Below are 22097 nucleotides of genomic sequence, written 5' to 3'. Positions count from 1 at the left end.
ATAGAAAACTTTCTGGCGGCAATCGCTAAACTACAAAATAAAATGACAATTGAAGCGGCGAATACTTTCGGCGAGCGATATTGTTATGTTTACGGGGCAAAAACAGCCCGTCGTGCGGCCAACCTTGCGGGGTTGGAGACGGGTAAGATTTGGGCAAACAGAGGCACATATGAACCACACATCGCTTTTGGCGCGCGACATCAATCAAGAAACAGAACAACTAGATGTTGCGACCAATCAATCAGGACAAATGGGCGGAGAGCAAATGACAGATTTGGGGGCGGATCAGTCTAAGATTTGGGAACGCGCGAAGAAAAGACTTTGGGCAAGTGTGGGCGAAGATGTGTTTTCATCATGGTTCGCGTCGATGGAGATGGAGGAAATCCGCGACGGGGTTGCGCATTTATCAGTGCCGACCCGCTTTCTGAGCTCTTGGATTACATCAAATTATCAAGATCGCATTTTGGAGGCTTTTACCGCCGAAACAGATCAAGTGGCTCAATTGCATTTGACCGTGCGGGTAAATGGCAAGCCACGCGCCACAATCCAGCAGAATAATGGTTCTGAGGCACAAAAGCCGCAAGCCAAGTCCACCACCAATCAGGGTTTGCGCACAGGCGTGCAGCATAATGCGCGTATTAAGGCCGGCGATGCGCTTTCAGGATCAGCGCTTGATCCCAAGCTCACCTTTGATAGCTTTGTGACAGGGTCAGCCAACGAAATGGCTTTAGCTGCCGCCAAGCAAGTTGCACAGGCCGCCGCCCAAGGCACAGCCGCCTTTAATCCGGTTTATATTCACTCTTCCGTTGGCTTGGGCAAGTCCCACCTGTTGAACGCGATTGCATGGGCCGCCGGCGCTGGCGATAAGGACCGCAATATCGTCTATCTCACCGCCGACCATTTTATGTATCACTTCATCACCGCCGTGCAGCGTCAAAGCGCCATCGCGTTTAAAGAATGGCTCCGCTCGATCGATGTGTTGTTGATCGATGATATGCAGTTCTTGCAAGGCAAGTCCGTTACCGAGTTGGGTCAAGCGTTGAGCGCCTTGCTCACGGGGGCCAAACAAGTTGTGGTGGCAGGCGACGCGCCGCCACGCGATTTGGACATGTTGGATGATCGGTTGCGGTCACGCCTTTCCGGTGGTCTCGTTGTGCCCATCCAATCATTGGATGAAGAATTGCGCCGTGCGATCGTTCAAAAGCGCGCGGAACAAGCGGCAGCGAAATTCCCAGGTCTGCACATTCCGGCGCCAGTTCTCGATTATGTGGCCCGCAACGTGTTGTCCCATGGTCGAGATTTGGATGGTGCAGTGAACCGCTTGGTGGCAGCCAACCAACTCACCGAAGAGCCAATCACCATCGAGCTGGCCGAAAAAGCATTGCACGACCTTTTGCGCACCCGTGATACACGCCGCGTGAAGATCGATGAAATCCAAACAACTGTGGCAAAACACTTCAAGGTGTCTAAGCCGGATCTTTTGTCATCGCGTCGTTCGCGTTCTGTGGTGCGCCCGCGCCAAATTGCCATGTATTTGTCGAAAATTTTGACCTCGCGGTCATTGCCAGAAATTGGGCGCCGCTTTGGCAATCGCGATCACACCACCGTGTTGCACGCTGTGCGCAAAGTGGAACAATTGATGGGCGGCGATACTGGATTTGCGCAAGAAGTTGAACTGCTTAAGCGTATGATCGAGGAATAGACGACCGCGCAGAAATTCTCGGGGGAGGATAAAACGGTGCATCTTGACAGAAGATGCGCCGTTTTCTGTTGTTATTGCAGCTTTTGGGCGAGTTAGGCCTTGCCTTTTGCGCCAGAAAAAGCCAGTTTCGCAACCCCGAATAGATCAATGATAAGCGCCATCGAAAAAAACGATGGCAGCATGGGAGACGTCAGATGAAGGTCACTTTGGAGCGCAACCATTTGCTCAAATCTTTGGGCCATGTTCACCGTGTTGTGGAGCGGCGAACCACATACCCCATCCTGTCCAACGTTTTGATCAATGCGCATGATGGGCAGCTCGAATTGCGGGCTACCGATCTGGACATTGAAATCACCGAAAGTGTGCCCGCCATGGTTGGCGTTGCCGGCACCACCACGGTGCCTGCGCACACGCTCTATGAAATCGTGCGTAAATTGGCAGATGGCGCCGAAGTCAATCTGGAAACAGACGGTGCAAATGAGCAGATGAAAATCACCTCAGGCCGCTCAAATTTCAATTTGACCTGCTTGTCCCCGGATGGGTTCCCTGATTTGAAATCAGGCGATTTCGGTCACAAATTTAGCCTAAAAGCTGGCGCGCTCAAAAATCTGATTGATTGCACCCAGTTTGCCATCTCCACCGAAGAGACGCGCTATTATTTGAACGGCATCTTCTTCCACACCATGAGTGAAGATGATGGCGTGATCCTGCGCGCCGTGGCGACAGACGGCCACCGTTTGGCGCGTGCCGAAACGGCAGCGCCGCAAGGGTCTGAAGGCATGCCTTCAATCATCGTGCCGCGCAAAACTGTGGCCGAAGTGCAAAAGCTTCTGGGCGATGATGATCAGGACGTGGCGATTGAACTGTCGGACAGCAAAATCCGTTTTGAATTGGGCGGCGTGGTGCTGTTGTCAAAATTGATTGAGGGCACTTACCCCAATTATGAAGGCGTGATTCCGAAGGACAATGACAAACGCTTGGCGGTTGACCGCAATGCTCTGAAGCAGGCCGTGGACCGTGTGTCCACCATCGCGTCCGACCGGGGCGGCAAGGCTGTGAAGCTGGGCTTGAGCGAAGGTCTGCTTGAATTGAGCGTGACCAACCCGGACCACGGCACAGCCCGTGAAGAATTGCCCATCGAGTTTGAGCATGAAGGCTTTGAAATCGGCTTTAATGCCCGCTATTTGCTGGACATTATCGAGCAGGTGCATTCGGAGCAGGCGATCTTTATGTTCTCGGACAGCGGGTCACCCACCATCGTGCAATCAGAAGATGACGCCGATCAAGCGCTTTATATTTTGATGCCGATGCGCGTTTAGTCGCGTTATCGCCGGGGCAGAAAGGGGCAGGCCTTAAATGGCACATCGTGAACTGCCCACCCATTACATTTCCAGATTGCGGCTCTCAAACTTCCGCAATTATGCAAGTGCGGCATTGGACCCGGACCCGCGCCATGTGGTGCTGACCGGGCCAAATGGGGCGGGCAAAACAAATCTTTTGGAAGCGATTTCTCTGCTCGGACCGGGGCGTGGCCTGCGCCGCGCCGCGTTTGAGCAATTGGCACTGCATGCCAGTGAGGCGGGCTGGGCCGTGGCGGCAAGCTTGGAAACACCCGTTGGCCCAGTAGATATGGGCACAGGGCTTGATCAAGGCGTGCAGACCGGACGCAAGGTGCGCATCAATGGCAGCGCCGCCAAATCGGTGGAAGAGCTAGGCGAATATGCCCGCATTCTTTGGCTGACACCCTCCTTGGATGGGCTGTTTACCGGCGCCGCGGGCGACCGCCGTCGGTTCTTTGATCGGCTGGTGATGACGCTCATTCCCAGCCATGGGGCTGAGGCCAATGCCTTTGAAAAGGCCATGCGCCAACGCAACAAGCTGCTGGAAACTGACTTCGATCCCAGTTGGATGAGCGCCATCGAAGCGCAAATGGCCACCCATGCCGCGGCGATGCATTTTGCCCGCGTCGATATGATTACCCATCTCAATCAATTGCTGGAGAAAACGCGCGGCGACGCGCCATTTCCCGGTGCCCATGTGGCGCTTGCGTCGCAAGAGGAGCTGACCGAAGAGTTTGTATCCTCAAGCGCTTTAGAGGCGTTTCTGACCGATCTCTGGCGCAATCGTCGCCCCATTGACCGCGTGGCGGGGCGCACGACCCTTGGGCCGCACCGTACAGACATGCAGGTTACCCATCTGGATAAACAAATGCCCGCCGCCCTGTGCTCAACCGGGGAGCAAAAGGCGCTCTTGATCGGTCTTATTTTGGCGCAGGCCGCGCTGGTGCGCCAAATCACCCACATTTCACCGCTTTTGTTGCTCGATGAAATCGCGGCGCATCTGGATTTGTCGCGCCGCGCGGCCCTGTTTGAAATCCTCAATGGCCTTGGCACTCAGTGTTGGATGACGGGTACCGACAAAATGCTGTTTGATGCGCTGGGCGACGAAGCGCAATTTGTCAGCGTGAAAGACGCGCAGTTGACGCTTTAAGGCCCTTAAATCCGGCCAAATAAGCGCAACCATGCTCCCTGGCGCAACAATCCCAAGAAAAAGCGGCAAAAAACCGCCACAACCCTTTGGTTTAGGCTGAAAACGGTCTAGAAAAAGAGAAGCTAAACAGATTGTGATTCGGTGCAAATGAGCGAAGAAAATCAAACCCCAAAAACTGATGAATATGGTGCGGGAAGCATTCGCGTGCTCAAGGGGCTCGACGCGGTCCGCAAACGTCCGGGCATGTATATCGGGGATACCGACGATGGCTCCGGGTTGCACCACATGGTTTATGAGGTGGTTGATAACGCGATTGACGAGGCGCTGGCTGGCCATGCTGACTATGTGACCGTCACCATCAACCCCGAAGGCTCAGTTTCTGTTACCGATAATGGGCGCGGCATTCCAACCGATATGCACGAAGAAGAAGGCATGTCGGCCGCTGAAGTGATCATGACCCAGCTGCACGCTGGCGGCAAGTTTGACCAAAATTCCTATAAGGTTTCTGGCGGTTTGCACGGCGTGGGCGTGTCGGTGGTGAACGCGCTGTCGGAATGGCTCGAGCTGGAAATTCGCCGCCAAGGCAAAGTGCACCGGATGCGCTTTACCCATGGTGTGTCAGATGCACCGCTGGAAGTGGTGGGCGATGCAGGCGACGAAACAGGCACCAAAGTGACCTTTATGCCGTCGACTGAAACCTTCACCATGGTTGAGTTTGATTATGACACGCTGGAGCACCGCTTGCGTGAATTGGCGTTCCTGAACTCTGGCGCGCGCATCATTTTGAAAGATTTGCGCCACGGCGAAGACAAGTCTGTCGAGCTTTATTATGAAGGTGGGCTGGAAGCATTCGTACGCTATTTGGACAAATCCAAACAAGCGCTGATCGAAAGCCCGATCTACATCACCGTTGAAAAAGATGACATCACCGTTGAGCTGGCCCTGTGGTGGAACGAGAGCTACCACGAAAATGTGCTGTGCTTCACCAACAATATTCCGCAGCGCGACGGCGGCACCCACTTGGCCGGGTTGCGTGGCGCGCTGACGCGCCAGGTCACCGGCTATGCTGATCGTTCCGGCGTGTTGAAGCGTGAGAAAGTTTCATTGACGGGTGATGACTGCCGTGAAGGCCTCACCTGTGTGCTGTCGGTGAAAGTGCCAGACCCCAAATTCTCCTCTCAGACGAAGGACAAATTGGTGTCTTCCGAGGTGCGTCCGGTGGTGGAATCAGTGGTCAATGACCGCTTGAACCAATGGTTTGAAGAGCATCCTGCTGAAGCCAAAACGATCGTCTCGAAAGTGGCGGAAGCTGCTGCCGCGCGGGAAGCCGCACGTAAGGCGCGCGAACTGACCCGCCGCAAAACAGCGCTGGACGTATCGTATCTCGCCGGCAAGCTTAAAGATTGCTCGGAAAAAGACCCGACCAAATCAGAACTCTTCCTGGTGGAGGGTGATAGTGCGGGCGGATCGGCCACTCAAGGCCGTGACCGGGGCACCCAGGCCGTATTGCCGTTGCGCGGTAAGATTTTGAACGTGGAGCGGGCGCGCTTCGACAAGATGCTGTCGAGCCAGGAAATTGGCAACCTTGTGATGGCCCTTGGCACATCTATTGGTCGTGAAGAATTTAACATTGAAAAGCTGCGCTACCACAAAATCATCATCATGACCGATGCGGACGTGGATGGCGCACACATTCGTACGCTCTTGCTGACCTTCTTTTATCGGCAAATGCCGGAATTGATCGAGAATGGCCACATTTTCATCGCGCAGCCACCGCTTTACAAAGTGCGGCGCGGCCAGTCTGAGCAATATTTGAAAGACGAACGCGCGCTGGAAGAATACCTCCTCAATGCTGGCCTTGAAGATGCGGCGTTGATTACCGCCGCAGGCGTGACCCACACCGGCCAGGATTTGATGGATTTGGCCTCGAAAAGTCGCGATATTGTGCACACCATCAACGGGTTAAATGCGCGCTATGATCGGCAGATCGTCGAGCAATGTGCCATTTCTGGCGCGTTGAACCTTTCCGTTTTTGAAGATCCCGCCCAAGGCGAAAAAATGGCTCAGACCGTCGCACAGCGATTGGATTTGGTCTCTGCGGAGACCGAGCAGGGCTGGGAAGGCACGTTCGATCCGACAGAAGGCTACGTCTTCTCGCGCACCGTGCGCGGCGTTCTAGAAAGCCACAAAGTCGACAGCGCATTGCTGCGCTCAACAGATGCGCGCAATTTGGAAAAGCTGGCAGGCTATCTCGAAAATCTGTTCGAGGGACTGGCCAAATTGGAACGCAAGGATCAAAGCCAGCAAATCTTCGGGCCGTTCACCCTTTATGATGCGATGACCAGCTTTGGCCGCAAGGGCATCTCCATGCAGCGCTATAAGGGCTTGGGCGAAATGAACCCCGATCAATTGTGGGAAACAACACTTGATCCAGATGCCCGCTCACTGCTGCGCGTGCATGTGAAGGAAAGTGACGTTGCTGACGAAACCTTCTCTAAATTGATGGGCGATCTGGTGGAACCACGGCGCGAATTTATTCAAGATAATGCGCTGAGCGTCGCCAACCTCGACGTTTAGGTGGACCTCGATATTTAAGCAAAAAAGGGCGCCGATTGGCGCCTTTTTTTTAGGACAAGCGTTTGCAGAGCAAAATTGTGGTCAGACCGCTGTCCCATTCCTCATCAGGATATTGTTTGATCTCTTCAAACCCGTGTTTTTTGTAAAAGGCGCGCGACTGCGTGTTAAACGTGTCTGTTTCCAACCGCACCTTGTCATGAGCCTGTCGGATTTCATTTTCTACATAGCACAGCAACGCGCTACCAGCGCCACGCCCCTGAGCCTCTTGAGACACGTGCAGCGCCGCAACGAAATCACCAAACCAATGCACCATGCCTATAGCTTTGCCGCCTTCCGCCGCCACAAAAATGTGGGAGCAATATTGATCAAGATAGTCATCGACCCGTTGATCGAATTGCGCAGCCTTGGCCAATCCGCGCTCATTGAGCTGCGGTTTCCACGTGTGGGTGAAGGTTGAAAGCAAGATGCCTTTGATGTCGGGCTTATCTTCAACCAAGGCGCGTCTAATTTCAAAAGTCACAACAATACTCATAATTTGGTCAAAACATGCATTTAGACATTGATTCAGCGTTCAGCAATGCAATGAAACTGGTAAGTCTGGGCTGTTGCAAAAATGTTTACACCCCATAAACCGGCCACATTTAAAGTGAATAAGCACTTTTCTCGACTTTTAATCAAATCCGTGAGGGTAATTGGTGGCGCGTAAACCTTCCAAATCGTCAGACCTGAAATTGACCAATGCTGACCGTATTGGCGGCACAAAGGGCAAGAAGACGCGTGCGCGCACCAAGGCCAAAACTGCGGCCAGCAGCAAGGCGAATCCCAAAAAGAAAGTGACGCGTCGTAAGGCGAAGAAGCAGCAGAAATGGACGTTCTGGCGTGTGTTCCGTCGTCTGTTTTATTGGGGCGTTGTGCTGGGCGTATGGGCGCTGATTGCCGTTGGCGGCATTGTCGCCTATTACGGCATGCAGCTGCCATCATCAGACACGTGGGCCATCCCTGATCGTCCGGCGAATATCCGCATTGTTGCGGCCGATGGACAGCTTTTGTCCAATCGCGGCAAAATGGGCGGCGAGGCCATATCCATCCATGAATTGCCCCATTTTGTGCCCGCAGCCGTGTTGGCGATTGAAGACCGGCGTTTTTATGACCATTTCGGCATCGATCCCATCGGTATCGCCCGCGCCTTTGTGAACAACACCATTGAGGGCCGGATTACCGGCGGTGGATCGACCATCACCCAACAAGTGGCCAAAAATCTGTTTTTGACGCCGGATCAGAATTATGGTCGGAAAATCCAGGAAGCGCTTCTGTCGGTTTGGCTGGAACAAAATTTCACCAAAGATGAAATTTTGCAGCTCTATTTGAACCGGGTTTATTTTGGTGCGGGGTCTTACGGGATTGAAGCGGCGTCGCAGCGTTATTTTGGCAAGTCAGCGCGCAATTTATCCTTGGGTGAATCTGCAATTCTGGCGGGCCTGCTGAAGGCGCCGTCTCGCCTCGCGCCCAACAAAAACCCGGAAGGTGCAGCCGCTCGTGCCCGCGTGGTGCTGAACGCGATGGCGGAGGAAGGCTATATCTCTGAAGCAGAGGCCAAGGCCGCCGCGATCGACCCCAACAAGCGGATCCGGACACGTGTCACCGGCACCGAATATTATGTCGCTGACTGGGTGGAAACCTTGATGGACAATTATCTTGGTGAGGTGGAACAGGATGTGATTGTTTACACCACCATCAACTGGGAATTGCAAAAACAGGCCGAGTTTTTAATCAAAGAAATTGTGCGCGAACAGGGCGAAGAGCGTGCGTTTAGCCAAGGGGCGCTCGTGTCGATGACGCCTGATGGGGCAGTGCAGGCCATTGTCGGGGGCATTGATTACACCACAAGCCAATATAACCGCGCGGTCACAGCGCGGCGACAATCTGGCTCCGCGTTTAAACCCTTTGTGTATCTGACCGCTTTGGAAAATGGCTATCGGCCTGAGACCGTGGTTGACGATTCGCCCTTCACCTATAAGGGCTGGTCGCCCCAAAATGCTGGTGGCAAAACCCGTGGCACCATGCAACTGCGCGACGCATTGGCGGTGTCGTCCAATTTGGTGGCCGCTAAACTGGCCATCGAACTGGGGCCGCTAAATGTGGCGCAGACCGCCTATAAGCTTGGGATTTCCAGCAATATCGACCCCGTGCCCTCAAGCGCACTGGGCACCACGGGCATTTCGCTTTTGGAACTGACCGCAGCCTACGCCCCTTTTGCCAATGGTGGCGAAGGCATCATTGCACGGGTGATTTCGCGCATCGAAACCGCCGAAGGTGAAGTGCTTTATAATCATCAGCCAGCGGGCCCCGGTCGGGTCGTGGCGCCCGAACATATCCCAATGATGAACGATATGTTGGCCCATGCTGTCGAAGTAGGCACAGGCCGCAAAGCAAGATTTGGCGATTGGCCGATCGCTGGCAAAACCGGCACTTCTCAGAAGAACCGCGATGCGCTCTTCGTCGGCTACAGCGCCCGTTTGGTCACCGGCGTATGGGTGGGCAATGATGATGACACGCCCACCAATGCCAGCGGTGGCAATGTGCCGGTTCAAGTTTGGCACGATTTTATGCAAAAAGCCCATGAAGGGCTCGCTGTCGCCCAAATCCCCGGCGGCAATGTGCGGTTTGACAATCAAAGCCTTGAGCCAATGACCCAGCGGCCCCAAGAAGGCCAGCGCCGGAATTTGGGCGACCTGATTAACGAGATATTCTCGCGTTAAGCAGCGCTTTTCGTGTTGATGGCAAAGCCGATATCGTCTGGACCAGCCGGAATTATTTGGCGCGGATTGAGCGCTTTGACCGAATAATACCCCGCCTTGATATGCTCAAGATCGACGGTCGCAGCCACACCGTCCAACGCATATATGCGTTGGGCAAAGCGCAGCAAATGCGGATAATCCTGCACCCTTTTCAGATTGGTCTTAAACAGGCCGAAATAGGCCACATCAAACCGCGCAAGCGTTACAAACAATCGAATATCGCTTTCGGTCAGTTGCTCGCCAAATAGGTATGGCCCATCTGCTGCCAAGCGTTCTTCCAATCGATCCAGCGTGGCAAAGACTTCATCAAACGCCTCTTCATAGGCATCCTGACTTTGTGCAAAGCCAGCGCGATAAACCCCGTTATTCAGCCCGTGATAAAGCCAGCTGTTCAGGTCTTCGATCTGATCCGCCAGTTCTTCTGGATAAAGGTCATTTTTGGAAGGCACTAGCGCGGAAAAACTATGATTGAGCATGCGCAAAATATCCGCGCTCTCATTGTTCACAATCCTTTGGCGCTTTTTATCCCAAAGTACAGGCACCGTGGCACGCCCGGTGTAATTGGGATCAGCCCTTGTATAAATCTGGTGCATATATTTCGCCCCATTGAGCCGGTCCAAATCGGCCCCTTCAAAACCGCCAAAGGACCACCCCTCTGCGCTGAGCTGCGGGTTGACCACGCTTACGCTGATCACATCCTCAAGGCCTTTGAGCGCGCGTGCCATCAAGGTGCGCGACGCCCAGGGGCAGATCAAGGCGACATAAAGATGATAGCGGTCTGGCTCCGCCTCAAAGCCGCCTTCACCGGTGGGCCCTGGCGCCCCATCGGGTGTGATCCAGTTGCGAAACGCCGACTCCTGACGCACAAAGCGCCCCTTTTTGTCCTTGGCCTGATAAGGGTGCCAATCGCCCTGCCATTTTCCATCAACAAGCATAGTAAGCTCCTTAAAAAGGGCGCGACCCAAAAGATCGCGCCCTGTTGCACTTAGGCAGGCTGGCGGGAAAGCCAGGCTGGCGCGATTTGTGTGCCTTGGCCCAACATATAGCCAAACTGCACATTCAGATAGGCGAGCGGCTCCAGATAGCGCGCATTGAGCAGGCCGCCCGCATCCACCGCGTCAAACCCGACGTCAGCCAATAATGTGACCACCTTTTGTTTGGCCGCATCATCATCAGCCGCCACATAGGCGGGCACTTTCCGGCCCTCAAAAATCAGACCCTGCTCATAGACCTGGGCAAAGATCGTATTCAACGCCTTGACCACATGGGCATTGGGCAAAAGCTGCGCAATTTCTTCGGCAGCTGAGGAATCATAGCCAAAGGTCAGCCCGGAGAAGTCTGCCTTGAATGGATTGGTGACATCGACAACAATCTTGTTGTCAAAATTATAGCGGGCGGCCAATTCACTCACCGCATCAAACGGCACGGCGAGAAATACGATCTCGGCGGTGTCGAGCGCTTCATCTATGGCTACCGCGCTGGCATTTTTCACGGTGCTGACCAGTTTGTCCGCCTTGTCAGCGTCGCGTCCGGCAACCAATACCTTGTGCTTTGCGGCCAATGTGCGGGCCAAACCGCTGGCGATGTTGCCTGTACCAATAATTGCATATGTCATTTTTCTATCCTTTCTGAGGAGTTTGTTGAGTAAAGTCATTCGATCAGTCCAAGTTGACGGGCGTAGGTTTCATTGTCCCAGAACAGCCATTCATGGATCATGCGACCGTCCTGCCAGAAGGCGATGGTGGCCATCTGCAGTTCAAAAGATTCGCCGGTAGGTTCGATAAATTCGCCCTTGCCAATAGGCAGGGGCTCAGTGAAGGTGCCTTCCATTACCCCGACAACGGCGGTCCAATTGTCGGTGGCCAGGCGCACGGGATGGAAGCGGATCTGTGTGTCTGGCGCATGGACAAATAAGCGCTTCAGATCCTCAATGTGCACATCAATACCGCGGGTGGAGTGCCCATCGGGCCAGGTGACAATAATGTCCTCATCATGGCTTTCGTGGACCCGGTCCCATTCCTGATTAGAGAAAATCTCAAAATCGAGCGCATCGAACTTTTCGAGGTGCTTTTCATCCACCTCAGTGGCGGCACCACCGCCGGTATAATATTGCTCTTGTGTGATCCCGCCCGGAATGGCTTCTTGCGTTTCAGCAAATGCATTTGCGGTGAGGCCGGTGGCCAGAAGTGTTGTTATAAGAGTTTGTTTCAACATGTCTATTTCCTTTCAGTTTGTTGCACCGCATCATTTTGGAGGCTTGTGTTGTGCGGCGTTGAAAGGAATATGATTGAAATCTTTATTCCGAAAAACATAGATATTGACGAAATATTGTCGCCGGTATATTCACAATAATATGGATATGATTGATGGTATGCGGACCTTTCTTGCGGTGGTGGAAGCCGGCACAATTACAGCCGCAGCAGACCGACTGAACATTTCAAAAAAACTGGCCAGCAAATATTTGGCTGCGCTTGAAACGCAGGTTGGCGTCAAGCTGCTCAATCGCACGACCCGCAGCCAAAGCCTGACAGTGGCCGGTCAGCAATATTATCTTGATTGCCAGGACATAATTGCCCGCATTGATGAAAGCCATTCGGCGCTGAAGCAGGCTGAGGGACAATTAATCGGGCATTTGCGCATTTCAGCGCCAGTGAGTTTTGGCGAAGTGGTTCTACTGCCATTGCTCGCCAAACTTAAGCGAGAGCATCCGGACCTTAGCTTTGATGTGCGCTTATCAGACAGCTATGTCGATCTGATCGAAGGCGGCTTTGACTTCGCCCTGCGTATCGGCGCGCTCAGTGATTCCAATTTGGTGGCGCGCAAACTCACCGAATCGCACTTATGGCTGGTCGCAAGCCCGGCCTATCTTGATCATTATGGGACGCCGAAATCGCCAGATGATTTGAGCGATCATATTTGTTTGCAGGATGCCAACTATCGCGGCGGGGCGCGCTGGCCTTTTCAGATAGACGGGATAACCCGCAATATTGCGATTCAGCCGCAATTTGTCACCAACAGCGCTACCGCCATGCGCAATCTGGCAATGATGGGTGAAGGCATTGCGCTTGTGCCGGATTTTGTTGTGCAATCGGACGTGGCGGCGGAAAAGCTGGTGCGGCTTTTGCCGGACTATCCCTCGCTGACCTTGCCAATCCAGGCTGTGCTGCCGCTCAACCGGAATCGCCCGGCACGGGTGCGGGCCGCAATCGATTTTCTGGCCCGCGCCTTGTCCCGCTCTCAATAAATGAAAGGGATCAGCTTTTTGGTCCGCGCTTCATAATCTTTGAAAGCGTCGCCATAGCGGTCGCGCAAATAATCATCCAGCATGGGGACATTGTAAAACGCGAACAGGCAAAACAGCATCACCGGGATGGCTGCGCCCAACCAATGGCCCGCCACCAGTGCATAGGCGGCGACCCAAACAATGTCGCCAAAGAAATTGATGTGCATTGAATAGGCAAACAGTCCACCAGTATAAAGCTTGCCTTTGTTGGCGGGGTCTTTTTTAAAGATATGCCGCTGCAATTCGGACATTGTGTTTAAAATGCACCCCAGTGCAAATAGGCCAATGGCGAAAAAATCCACAGGCCCCAGCGGTGCCCCATTGGGCAGCACCAAAATAGCAAAGCCCACATAATAGATGGCGAAAGCAGACGGCACCGTGAATGCCTCTGACCAGGGCAAAGTGCGTTTCATCAGGTAAAACATCATGAAGCCCATACGCAATAAAATGACGATGTTAAAGGCAAGTATCACCCCATAGCGCGTAGGCGTTTGGGCGGGCAGCGTCCACCCAAAAAGACTTGCGAAAGTTTGGCCGCCATTGCCAAACATGATCCAACTTGAAAGCCCAATAAGGGCCAGCTCAATAAGGGTAAGGGTGATTTTTTGCGGAATGGATTTGGATTTCGAGCCATAAAGTTCCATGGGATGTGCTCCTAAAATGTGGCCGGAATAAACGAAAATTCAGGATCGCGCTGCAAGACGGTGGAGAGATAAATCTCTCCTTCGATCTGCCGTAAATAAGGCTGTGCATCAGGATGAAGCGCGGCTTCTATTTGTCGGTAATAGCGCGCAACAGCCGCAGCGAACTGTTCGTTGCGCGACAAGCTGTCGAAAAACAAAGCCAAATAACGTGCAAGCCCATATTTGCGCAGCGCGGCTGTTGGGCCGAAAAGGTTTTGATAGCCGTCCACCAACTGGCCGAGTTGCGAGTGCGCAGGCTGTTGCGCCAGCGCCTCAAAGTCCATCTGCGCAAATCCATCGAGAAAATAGCGCTGTAATATTTGAGCGATCAAATCGTCTTTCGATGTAAAATGATGATAGAGCGCGCCCTTAGAGACCCCCGCTCTTTTGATAACTTCGCTGATCCCCACACCGTCATATCCATGCGCCAAAAACATATCAAAGGCGATCTCGAGCAATTGTTCCTTGGTGGTAGTAGGCATCTCAAACTCCAATTTACATACAGACCGACTGGTCGGTATGTATGTAGGAAATGAATAGGCCTACGTCAAGTCAACCATCTCAATTTGTGAAAATTGCTGGTGCGATTAGCGATGTACTTGATAGCGCATCAAATCACGTCCATGCACTTTGAGCCAATCATGGCCACGCTTCATGTCGGGCAATGTTTCTTTCACCGTACGCCAAAAGCGCGGCGAATGGTTCATCTCGCGCAAATGCGCCACTTCGTGGGCGGCAACATAGTCAAGCACAAATGGTGGCGCCAAAACCAAGCGCCATGAAAAATTGAGCTGGCCCGACGAACTGCACGAGCCCCACCGGCTGGTTTGATCGCGAATGGTGATCCCCTTTGGTGATAGGGATAGGCGTTCAGCGTGCGCTGCAACCTGGGTGGATAAATCCCGTCGCGCTTCTGCCTTCAACCAATCGCCGAGCTTTCGTGCAAAATGCTCTGGCGCGCCTGGCACCATGATCTGTTGGTTGCCCGTGTCTTGGGCGACAAGGCCGCGAAGCTTGCCTGTCGACATGAGGTGGTGCGGTTCGCCCCGCAGCGGCAGCGCCATGCCGGGGGCCAAAATCGCGGGGCTTTGAATTTGGTCAAGACGGTCGCTCAACCAATCATGATGCCGATGAACAAAATTTTGCGCATCGCGCCAATTGCCGCGTTTAGGCACGGTCAGCACAACACCCTTTTTCGGATGCAACGACAAACGATAATGCTTGGCACGTGCATTCTGGCTCACCACAATCTCTAGTTCACCTGTGGCAAGATCAATCTGCAATTTTTCGGGAATCGCTGCGCGACGTTTCAACATCATGGATGTGATTTTCCCTCAATTGGGACTGATTTGGCAACAAAAAAGGCGCTCCAGATTTTTGGAGCGCCAGATCAAGATCAGATCTAAGTTTTTGGGGGTCAGGGGCCCTTGCGCAATTTGTTCGGGGGCAAAAGCGCAAGGGCGGGGAGAAGGCTGTTAAATCTTAATAGTCGTCCCGATCCTTGCGGTCGTCGCGGCGTGAAGATCGATCATCTTCATCATCATGACGCTTCGCACGGTGATCCGATTTAAAGCGGTCAAATTCTTCGCGATCACGGGCCATATGCAGATTGCGCAAAAACTCTTCAAACTCTTCACGTTCTTGCTCTAGGCGTGCACGCTCTTCCTCAATCCGGCGAAACTCAGCTTCGCGATATTCGTCGAACGCCGCATTGCCTGTGGCGTGGTGGCGACGGTAGCGCTTGCCACGACAGCCCTTCATTTTATGCTTCTGCTTGTGCATCCACTTTTCGGCTTTGTCGCTTGAACCGCCCCAATGCTCGCCCCACAAAATGTAGAACAACATGGCGAGGCCAAGCGGCCAGAAAACAATAAAGCCAAGAACCATAAGACCAATGGTCAGGGGGGACCATTCTGGTTTAATCAACTGTGTGCTCATTTTATCACCTCTTCATCAACGATGACTTAGATTTGGGGGGGATTTTGCTGGCTTCAAGCCGCAATTTTTTGCAAAAAGGGTCTTGAAAACACATCACGTAAGGCCCAGAGCGCCGGAAAATGGGGATTTTTGCATATTTTTTCCACGCGAAATCGCCACCAATAGGAGCGAAATTTGACCGAAACTGACAAATCAGAACCGATTTTGGCCTATAGCGCGCACCATAGATTGCGGCTCGACACGTTGGTTCGCCTGCGTTGGTTGGCCGTGGCCGGGCAAAGCGCCGGCGTTTTGGTGGTGGCCTTCATCCTTAAATATGATGTGCCGTTGGCGGCCTGTTTCACCTTGATTGCCATGTCCGCTTGGCTGAATGTGTTTTTCTTGGTGCGGTATCCCGCGACCCTGCGGCTTCGGTCGCAATTCTCAGCCGCCCAATTGGCGTATGATTCCTTGCAGTTGGGTGGGCTATTATATTTGACAGGCGGTCTTTATAACCCGTTCGCTTTGCTGTTGTTGGCTCCGGTTAGCGTATCCGCCACCACATTGCCCTATCGATGGACATTGGGGCTTAGCGGCTTGGCGATTGCCATCATCACGTTGCTGGGCCTTTTCCATATGCCGTTGCCTTGGTCCGGCAGCGAGCCGTTTTTGATCAACAATCTATATGTATTTGGCATTTGGGTGGCTTTGGTGTGTGGCGTGGTGTTCACGTCCGCCTATACCAACCGCGTCGCGCATGAAGCGCGACAATTGGCAGATGCTTTAAGCGCTACCGAACTGGTTTTGGCCCGCGAGCAGCATTTGTCCGCAATTGATGGGCTGGCCACGGCGGCGGCGCACGAATTGGGCACTCCGCTGGCGACAATCGCCTTGGCCGCAAAGGAAATGCAAACCGATCTCGACGATCCGCAATCTTTGAAGAAAGACTTGGAACTGATCACCGAGCAGGCCACGCGCTGTCGCGAGATTTTGCAAAAACTGCGCAACCTCAACACCCAGGAGCAGCATTTTTCTGAGCTCACGGCCAGCGACTTGGTGGCGGAAGTTTCCGAACCACAGCGCTTTTTTGGCATCGATATTGACGTGGACGCAAAAGGCGAAGGCACGCAGCCGAATTTGGCTCGTAATTCTGGGTTGATTTATGGGCTGGGCAATCTGATCGAAAATGCGGTTGATTTTGCCGAATCACGGGTTGAAGTCAGTGTGCGATGGACTGATCGAACGTTGGAGATATCAATTTGTGATGATGGTCCCGGCTTCACTCAGGATATGCTGATGCGCATGGGCGAGCCTTACCTTACGACACGCCCTAAGGATATGAATGATAGCGACCCGACTGAACCCGGCGGGCTAGGCCTTGGCATTTTTATTGCCAAGACTTTGCTTGAACGCACGGGCGCTCAATTGGCGTTTTTCAACCGTGATGAAGGGCGCCACGCCTGCGTCAAAATAGCATGGCCAAGACAGGTGATTGAACTGGCCAGGTGATTTAAACGTACAAAATGAGATGGTTTTGACCTTTCGGTTGAAATGATGCCATATAGCATCAATTGCGAGGATACCAAGATGACCAGCGTCCCAGAACTTTTGGACAAAGACCTGTCCTTACTTCTTGTCGATGATGACAAACCTTTTTTGACCAGGCTTGAGCGGGCCATGCAAAAGCGTGGCTTTGATGTGCGAACCGCAGATAGCGTTGCTGCCGGTATGGCGCAGGTGAAATCCAATCCACCCGCTTTTGCCGTTGTTGATATGCGCTTGGAAGATGGCAACGGGTTGGAGGTGGTTTCAACCCTCAAAGAAAGACGCCCCGACGCCCGCGCAGTCGTGCTCACCGGATATGGCAATATTGCCACCGCGGTGACCGCCGTGAAATTGGGTGCAGTCGACTATCTTGCCAAACCAGCGGACGCGGACGATGTGTTCAAAGCGTTGATGGCGCATGAGGACGAGATCAAAGCGGACCCACCGGAAAACCCAATGTCGGCCGACCGGGTGCGTTGGGAACACATCCAACGGGTTTACGAATTGTGTGATCGCAACGTGTCGGAAACGGCGCGTCGATTGAACATGCATCGACGCACATTGCAGCGCATTTTGGCAAAGCGCGCGCCACGGTAGAAAAAAAGATCGGGCCGCACTCCTGTTTGGCTTTTGTCTGTTGCCACCTGCTGCTAAGCTGATGTCTATACAGCAAGAAATTCGGCACAGAGGGTAAATTCATGGGCGTAGTTTTGTCATTTCACGGGGCCGCGGGCACGGTCACAGGTTCTTGCTATCGGGTTACCCACCCCAAGGGCCAATTCCTTGTCGATTGTGGTCTGTTTCAAGGCAACAAGACGGTCCGCGCCCTCAATTATAAGCCCTTCCCATTTGATCCAGCGAAGCTCGATTATGCGTTGTTGACGCACGCTCATATTGACCATGCAGGCTTGTTGCCAAAGCTGGTCAAACATAAATTTGAGGGGCCAATCCACAGCACAGCCGCCACCACGGGCCTGTTGGATTATATGCTGCCCGACAGCGCGGGCATCCAGGAATATGAGGCAGAGCGGCATAACCGCAAGCGCGCCCGCAAAGGCGAAGAACTGGTTGAGCCGCTATATACGCGTGAGAACGCAGAAGAAACGCTCAAGCGGACCAAGGGCCACCCTTATGAAGAATGGTTTGAGCCCGGCCCTGGCGTAAAGGCACGGTTTTGGAACGCGGGCCATATTCTAGGTAGTTCTTCCATTGAAGTGCATGTGCAGGATGATGATGGCAAAACCATCAAAATGCTGTTCTCCGGCGATCTCGGGCCGGACGAAAAAGTGTTCTATCTAGAGCCGCATGCCCCTTCCGGCTTTGATTATATTCTGTGCGAAAGCACCTATGGTGGCCGCGATCGTGACGATTACTCGCTGGACGAACGGCGCGCCGCGCTAAAAAAAGAAATCAATCGGGCGTTGGGCAATGGCGGCAATTTGGTGATCCCTGCCTTTGCCGTAGAGCGCAGTCAAGAATTGCTGCATGATATCGGCGTGCTGATCAAACGCGGGGAAATCGATCCGCAATTGGTGTTTCTTGATTCGCCGTTGGCACGCCGTGTCACGTCCGTGTTTAAGCGCCACGCTGCTGAATTGCAGGACGTGGAGTTGGACCCAGAAGAATTGTTCGCTGACGACCGTTTTCGCATTGTCGAATCGGTGGAGGAGAGCAAAGGCATCAATCGCATCAATGGCGGTGCGATCATAATGGCCGCGTCTGGCATGTGCGATGCAGGGCGCATAAAACACCATTTGCGCAACAATATCTCCGATCCCAAATCGACCATTTTGTTTGTAGGCTATCAAGCGCCCGGCACCCTTGGCCATGTGATCAAATCGGGCAAAGATGAAGTGCGCATCCATGGTAAAAACCATATTGTGCGCGCCGCCATCCGCTCCATCGGCAATTATTCCGCCCATGGCGACCATTCCGAGCTTATGGATTGGATTGCTGAACGCTTGCCGGCGCATGGGGCCATTTTCCTCACCCATGGCGAGGATGAGGGGCGCGATGCCATGAAAACAGCCCTAGCAGCAAAAGGCTTGGGCCCGGATAAAGTGATTGCGCCACAATTGGATGATCAGTTTGAACTGCGCGCCAATGGCGTTGGCGCGGTGCATCAACCCGAGCATTTGCGCATCGATCCGCAACAATTCACGCAAGATTGGTCTGCTGAATTTGCCCGTTTCTCCATTGAACTGAGCCATGCTTTGGCCAAGGAATCGAGCGACAAAAAACGCCTCGAGCTGATGAAGCGGCTGCATGCCGAATTGGATAAGGTCTAAAGCGCGCTTGGCCCCGGATCCATCAACTGATGAATGCGGTCGGCGCCCAACCGTGCCAGTTTGATCATCAGCGTTTTGCGGCGGGCGGGTGCCATTTTATCTAGGGATGCGGGCCGCATCATATCTGCGCCATGCCCGTCGGCAACGATAAGGCCTTCACTTTCAGGGAAAATCTCGGCCGCCAGCTCCGGTGGTTTGGCAAAGAAAAAACGGTCGCAGAACTCATGATATTGGGGCCACTTTTGGTCAACCCGATAATCTTCAAGGCTGGATTTGATCTCCACAATCCAAACTTCGCCCTTTGGCGTCACACCCAGCAAATCTGCGCGCCTTCCATTGGCCAAGGGCACTTCAGCAAAACAGGTAATATCATGTTGTGCCCGCAAAAAGCGCATGCAGCCGCGCTGCACCCGCAAGGCGGTTTCTGATTGTCGGCCATCCACAATGGGGGGCAAATTTTGCATCGAATCCGAGTTCATCAGGCAAGTTTAGCCCAATTGAAGCAACGCACAAGCAAAACACAACAGAATAGGGGCGCCCAAAAGCGCCCCTAGCTTTTATTGATGTGACGTGCGCTAGGCCGCCGCGACCTCGGTCAAAAACTGGTCTACCGTGGTCCTTAGCGTTTTGGCCTGTTGCGCCATATCTTGAGAAGCAACCAACACTTGATTTGCGCTTTGGTTGGTCTCGTCTGCGGCGTTGGTCACGGTGTTGATGGAGCCCGCCACCTGTTCGGTGCCTGTCGCGGCCTGGGTGACGCTTTGGCTGATTTCCGCCGTGGCGGCACCTTGTTCTTCCACCGCAGAAGCAATCGAGGTTGTGTACTGGGTCACCTCTGTCATGGTCCCCGCGATTTGCTCGATGGCGGCAACGGCATCCTTGGTCGAATCTTGAATTTCGGTGATCTGGGCCGAAATCTCTTCCGTGGCGCTGGCGGTTTGGTTGGCCAAAGATTTGACCTCCGTGGCGACAACAGCAAAGCCTTTGCCCATTTCGCCCGCCCGTGCGGCTTCGATTGAGGTGTTCAGGGCCAAAAGATTTGTCTGTTCGGCAATGTCTTGAATGAGGGCGACCACATCGCCAATCTTTTGCGCAGCGGCGGCAAGCCGGGTGACGCGACCATTGGTCAATTGTGCGGCATCGGCAGCGGAATTGACAATGGTGTTGGTTTTCGACACCTGCCGTGAAATCTCTTCAATCGAGGCGGCTAGTTCCTCGGCCGCCGCCGCAACCGCTTTCACATTGGTAGAGGCTTCTTTGGAGGCATTGGCTGCATCGCCTGCCTGACCGGATGTGTTGGTGGCAATGTCATTGAGCATATTCGCCGTTTCGGTCATTTGCGCGCTGTTTTTGGTGACCAACTCCAAGGCGTCTCCAACGGTTGTGCGGAAATGCGTGATCAGCTCCTCAATCCGTGCTTGACGTTTTGCCTGCGCTTTGGATTCCGCTTCGCTTTCCGTTTCAAGTCGTTGACGTTCGATGGCGTTTTGCTTGAACACATCCACAGCGCGGGCCATGTCTCCGAGCTCATCTTTACCTTCCGTGCCTTCAATGTCCACGTCCAGTTGGCCTTCCGCCAAGTCCTTCATTGTGGTGGAAAGCCGTGCGATGGGGCGCGTGATGGTGCGGGCAAAAAGAACCCCGGCCACAACAATGACCACGAGAAAGCCCGCCCCAATCATCATCATGGCATTGCGCAAAGCGATAACGGGTTGGTTGGATTCGGCAACGCCCTTCACGCCAGTCACCGCCCAATTGACCCCGCCAAAGCTAAACGGCACCGTGAGCAAATAGAGTTCTTGTCCGCGATAATCATCTGTGGTGGTGAAGCCACGTTCACCCTGAATAGCTTCATCGATCGCTGTATAGTCCAGGCTGGTGGTTAAAATGTCATTTTCTTCGGTGAAGTCTGAATCATTGCGAAACAGATGATCTGCCCCAACGATAAAGGTTTCGCCTGTTTGGCCCAGGCCAGTTTTATCGTGCATGATGGTGGTGAACTCTTCCACGGGCAGTTGGAAAGCCAAGACACCAATGCGGGTGCCAGCTTTGTCAATCAAGGGGGTCGACATAAAGGTCGCGGGCAAATTCTGGCTGGGCGCATAGGGCGCAATGTCGAAAAAAGCTGTTTGGCCCGGTGCAAGCGATTCCCCCGCCCGATAGGCTTTCCCCAAGTCAGAGGAAGACCAACGACCACCTCCCTCTTTGAAGTTAGTGGCATAGTCATTTTCTTTGGCCACTGTGTAGGTCAGATTGCCAGCGAGGTCGAACAGGAACACATCGTAATACCCGTTTTGGGTCATCAACTCGCTGAAATAGCTATGATATCGTTCGTGCACGCTATCATACCAAATGCCCAGATTGGCCTGTTGCAGTTTATCCTTTTCGCCGAGGGGGAATGGATTTTGCGCCACATAGCCCTGCTGCAAAATGGTTTGAGCATCTCCCTCGATGCGGCTCCATGCGGTCGCAAAATCTTTCGCGGCTTCAATGACGGTGGGATTTTTGGATTGCAGCAACAAATCATCTTCGACCTGTGCGAAATAGCGTTCAAGCGCGATCGCGCGACTTTCGACAATCGCTTCCAGCTTTTCTTTTGTCATGGAGTTGACGGTCTGGGAGCTGATAAAGAAGCTGGCGACCCCGACGCCAAGGCCAATGGCCAAGGCAGATATGGATAAAGCAAGTGGCAAACGGGCAGCAATATTGAGGGTTGGCAATTTGAACATGGCAATGGCTCGCAATAAGAGTAAATCTATGCGGCCATTATCTTGCAGCTTTGGTTAATTGCTGTTTCCGGCATGTGTACGGAAT

The 22097-nt window shown here is 53.4% G+C and carries 19 protein-coding genes; 9 read left to right on the top strand and 10 right to left on the bottom strand.

Annotation, left to right across the window (positions count from 1 at the left end):
* The first annotated feature begins 265 nt into the window (after nucleotides 1-265).
* The 4 genes from dnaA to gyrB all read left to right on the top strand — a co-directional run bounded on the left by dnaA (nucleotide 266) and on the right by gyrB (nucleotide 6769).
* Complete coding sequence (gene dnaA / locus G549_RS0115070; protein ID WP_027835723.1) at nucleotides 266-1702, top strand: chromosomal replication initiator protein DnaA; 1437 nt, start codon at nucleotides 266-268, stop codon at nucleotides 1700-1702.
* A gap of 194 nt (nucleotides 1703-1896) precedes the next feature.
* A complete protein-coding gene (gene dnaN / locus G549_RS0115060) occupies nucleotides 1897-3021 on the top strand; it encodes a DNA polymerase III subunit beta (protein ID WP_027835722.1) in 1125 nt (374 codons plus the stop codon).
* 37 nt (nucleotides 3022-3058) lie between these two features.
* Nucleotides 3059-4192 carry a DNA replication/repair protein RecF gene (gene recF, locus G549_RS0115055; protein ID WP_027835721.1) on the top strand — a complete coding sequence of 378 codons (1134 nt, stop codon included), beginning with the start codon at nucleotides 3059-3061 and terminating at the stop codon, nucleotides 4190-4192.
* A gap of 147 nt (nucleotides 4193-4339) precedes the next feature.
* Nucleotides 4340-6769 carry a DNA topoisomerase (ATP-hydrolyzing) subunit B gene (gene gyrB / locus G549_RS0115050; RefSeq protein ID WP_027835720.1) on the top strand — a complete coding sequence of 810 codons (2430 nt, stop codon included), beginning with the start codon at nucleotides 4340-4342 and terminating at the stop codon, nucleotides 6767-6769.
* A gap of 49 nt (nucleotides 6770-6818) precedes the next feature.
* On the opposite strand, the gene G549_RS0115045 is transcribed toward gyrB, so the two are convergent.
* Nucleotides 6819-7301 (bottom strand): GNAT family N-acetyltransferase, encoded by a 483-nt coding sequence (locus tag G549_RS0115045; protein WP_036223031.1) that lies wholly within the window; start codon nucleotides 7299-7301, stop codon nucleotides 6819-6821.
* Nucleotides 7302-7464: 163 nt separating this feature from the next.
* Here G549_RS0115045 and G549_RS20565 point away from each other — a divergent pair, with 163 nt between their 5' ends.
* Entirely contained in the window at nucleotides 7465-9528 is a 2064-nt protein-coding gene (locus G549_RS20565) for a transglycosylase domain-containing protein (protein WP_051213916.1), read from the top strand.
* Here G549_RS20565 and G549_RS0115035 read toward each other — a convergent pair.
* The 3 genes from G549_RS0115035 to G549_RS0115025 are packed head-to-tail and all read right to left on the bottom strand — an operon-like array spanning nucleotide 9525 to nucleotide 11781.
* Nucleotides 9525-10502 (bottom strand): glutathione S-transferase family protein, encoded by a 978-nt coding sequence (locus G549_RS0115035; RefSeq protein WP_027835718.1) that lies wholly within the window; start codon nucleotides 10500-10502, stop codon nucleotides 9525-9527. The two genes, G549_RS20565 and G549_RS0115035, sit on opposite strands and share 4 nt — an antisense overlap.
* Nucleotides 10503-10552: 50 nt before the next feature.
* Nucleotides 10553-11221 carry an NADPH-dependent F420 reductase gene (locus tag G549_RS0115030; protein WP_425528546.1) on the bottom strand — a complete coding sequence of 223 codons (669 nt, stop codon included), beginning with the start codon at nucleotides 11219-11221 and terminating at the stop codon, nucleotides 10553-10555.
* Nucleotides 11218-11781, bottom strand: a complete 564-nt coding sequence (locus tag G549_RS0115025) for an ester cyclase (protein WP_027835716.1) — start codon at nucleotides 11779-11781, stop codon at nucleotides 11218-11220. The genes G549_RS0115030 and G549_RS0115025 overlap by 4 nt, the downstream gene beginning before the upstream one ends.
* A gap of 139 nt (nucleotides 11782-11920) precedes the next feature.
* Between G549_RS0115025 and G549_RS0115020 the strand changes: the two genes are divergently transcribed.
* Nucleotides 11921-12811, top strand: coding sequence for a LysR family transcriptional regulator (locus G549_RS0115020; RefSeq protein ID WP_027835715.1), 891 nt, complete (start codon nucleotides 11921-11923; stop codon nucleotides 12809-12811).
* Here G549_RS0115020 and G549_RS0115015 read toward each other — a convergent pair.
* From G549_RS0115015 to G549_RS0114995, 4 genes are all read right to left on the bottom strand, one after another.
* Nucleotides 12805-13494 (bottom strand): DUF1295 domain-containing protein, encoded by a 690-nt coding sequence (locus G549_RS0115015; RefSeq protein WP_027835714.1) that lies wholly within the window; start codon nucleotides 13492-13494, stop codon nucleotides 12805-12807. The genes G549_RS0115020 and G549_RS0115015 overlap by 7 nt on opposite strands.
* A gap of 11 nt (nucleotides 13495-13505) precedes the next feature.
* A complete protein-coding gene (locus tag G549_RS21530) occupies nucleotides 13506-14015 on the bottom strand; it encodes a TetR/AcrR family transcriptional regulator (protein ID WP_027835713.1) in 510 nt (169 codons plus the stop codon).
* Nucleotides 14016-14120: 105 nt separating this feature from the next.
* Nucleotides 14121-14852, bottom strand: a complete 732-nt coding sequence (locus G549_RS0115005) for a M48 family metallopeptidase (protein WP_027835712.1) — start codon at nucleotides 14850-14852, stop codon at nucleotides 14121-14123.
* Between the two features lie 163 nt (nucleotides 14853-15015).
* Nucleotides 15016-15471 (bottom strand): DUF2852 domain-containing protein, encoded by a 456-nt coding sequence (locus G549_RS0114995; protein WP_027835711.1) that lies wholly within the window; start codon nucleotides 15469-15471, stop codon nucleotides 15016-15018.
* A 174-nt stretch (nucleotides 15472-15645) separates the two neighbouring features.
* Between G549_RS0114995 and G549_RS0114990 the strand changes: the two genes are divergently transcribed.
* The 3 genes from G549_RS0114990 to G549_RS0114980 all read left to right on the top strand — a co-directional run bounded on the left by G549_RS0114990 (nucleotide 15646) and on the right by G549_RS0114980 (nucleotide 19283).
* Entirely contained in the window at nucleotides 15646-16959 is a 1314-nt protein-coding gene (locus G549_RS0114990) for an ActS/PrrB/RegB family redox-sensitive histidine kinase (protein WP_084634208.1), read from the top strand.
* A 78-nt stretch (nucleotides 16960-17037) separates the two neighbouring features.
* Nucleotides 17038-17592 (top strand): ActR/PrrA/RegA family redox response regulator transcription factor, encoded by a 555-nt coding sequence (locus G549_RS0114985; protein ID WP_027835709.1) that lies wholly within the window; start codon nucleotides 17038-17040, stop codon nucleotides 17590-17592.
* Between the two features lie 101 nt (nucleotides 17593-17693).
* Nucleotides 17694-19283 (top strand): MBL fold metallo-hydrolase, encoded by a 1590-nt coding sequence (locus G549_RS0114980; RefSeq protein ID WP_027835708.1) that lies wholly within the window; start codon nucleotides 17694-17696, stop codon nucleotides 19281-19283.
* Here the strand turns inward: G549_RS0114980 and G549_RS0114975 are convergent.
* Both G549_RS0114975 and G549_RS0114970 read right to left on the bottom strand, forming a co-directional pair.
* Entirely contained in the window at nucleotides 19280-19747 is a 468-nt protein-coding gene (locus G549_RS0114975; RefSeq protein WP_246778384.1) for an MmcB family DNA repair protein, read from the bottom strand. The genes G549_RS0114980 and G549_RS0114975 overlap by 4 nt on opposite strands.
* Before the next feature lie 111 nt (nucleotides 19748-19858).
* Nucleotides 19859-22012, bottom strand: coding sequence for a methyl-accepting chemotaxis protein (locus G549_RS0114970; protein ID WP_027835706.1), 2154 nt, complete (start codon nucleotides 22010-22012; stop codon nucleotides 19859-19861).
* Between the last annotated feature and the right edge of the window lie 85 nt (nucleotides 22013-22097).

The sequence above is a fragment of the Maritalea myrionectae DSM 19524 genome (assembly GCF_000423365.1).
Lineage (GTDB): Bacteria > Pseudomonadota > Alphaproteobacteria > Rhizobiales > Devosiaceae > Maritalea > Maritalea myrionectae.
This window is presented reverse-complemented; position numbering and strand designations above follow the sequence as displayed.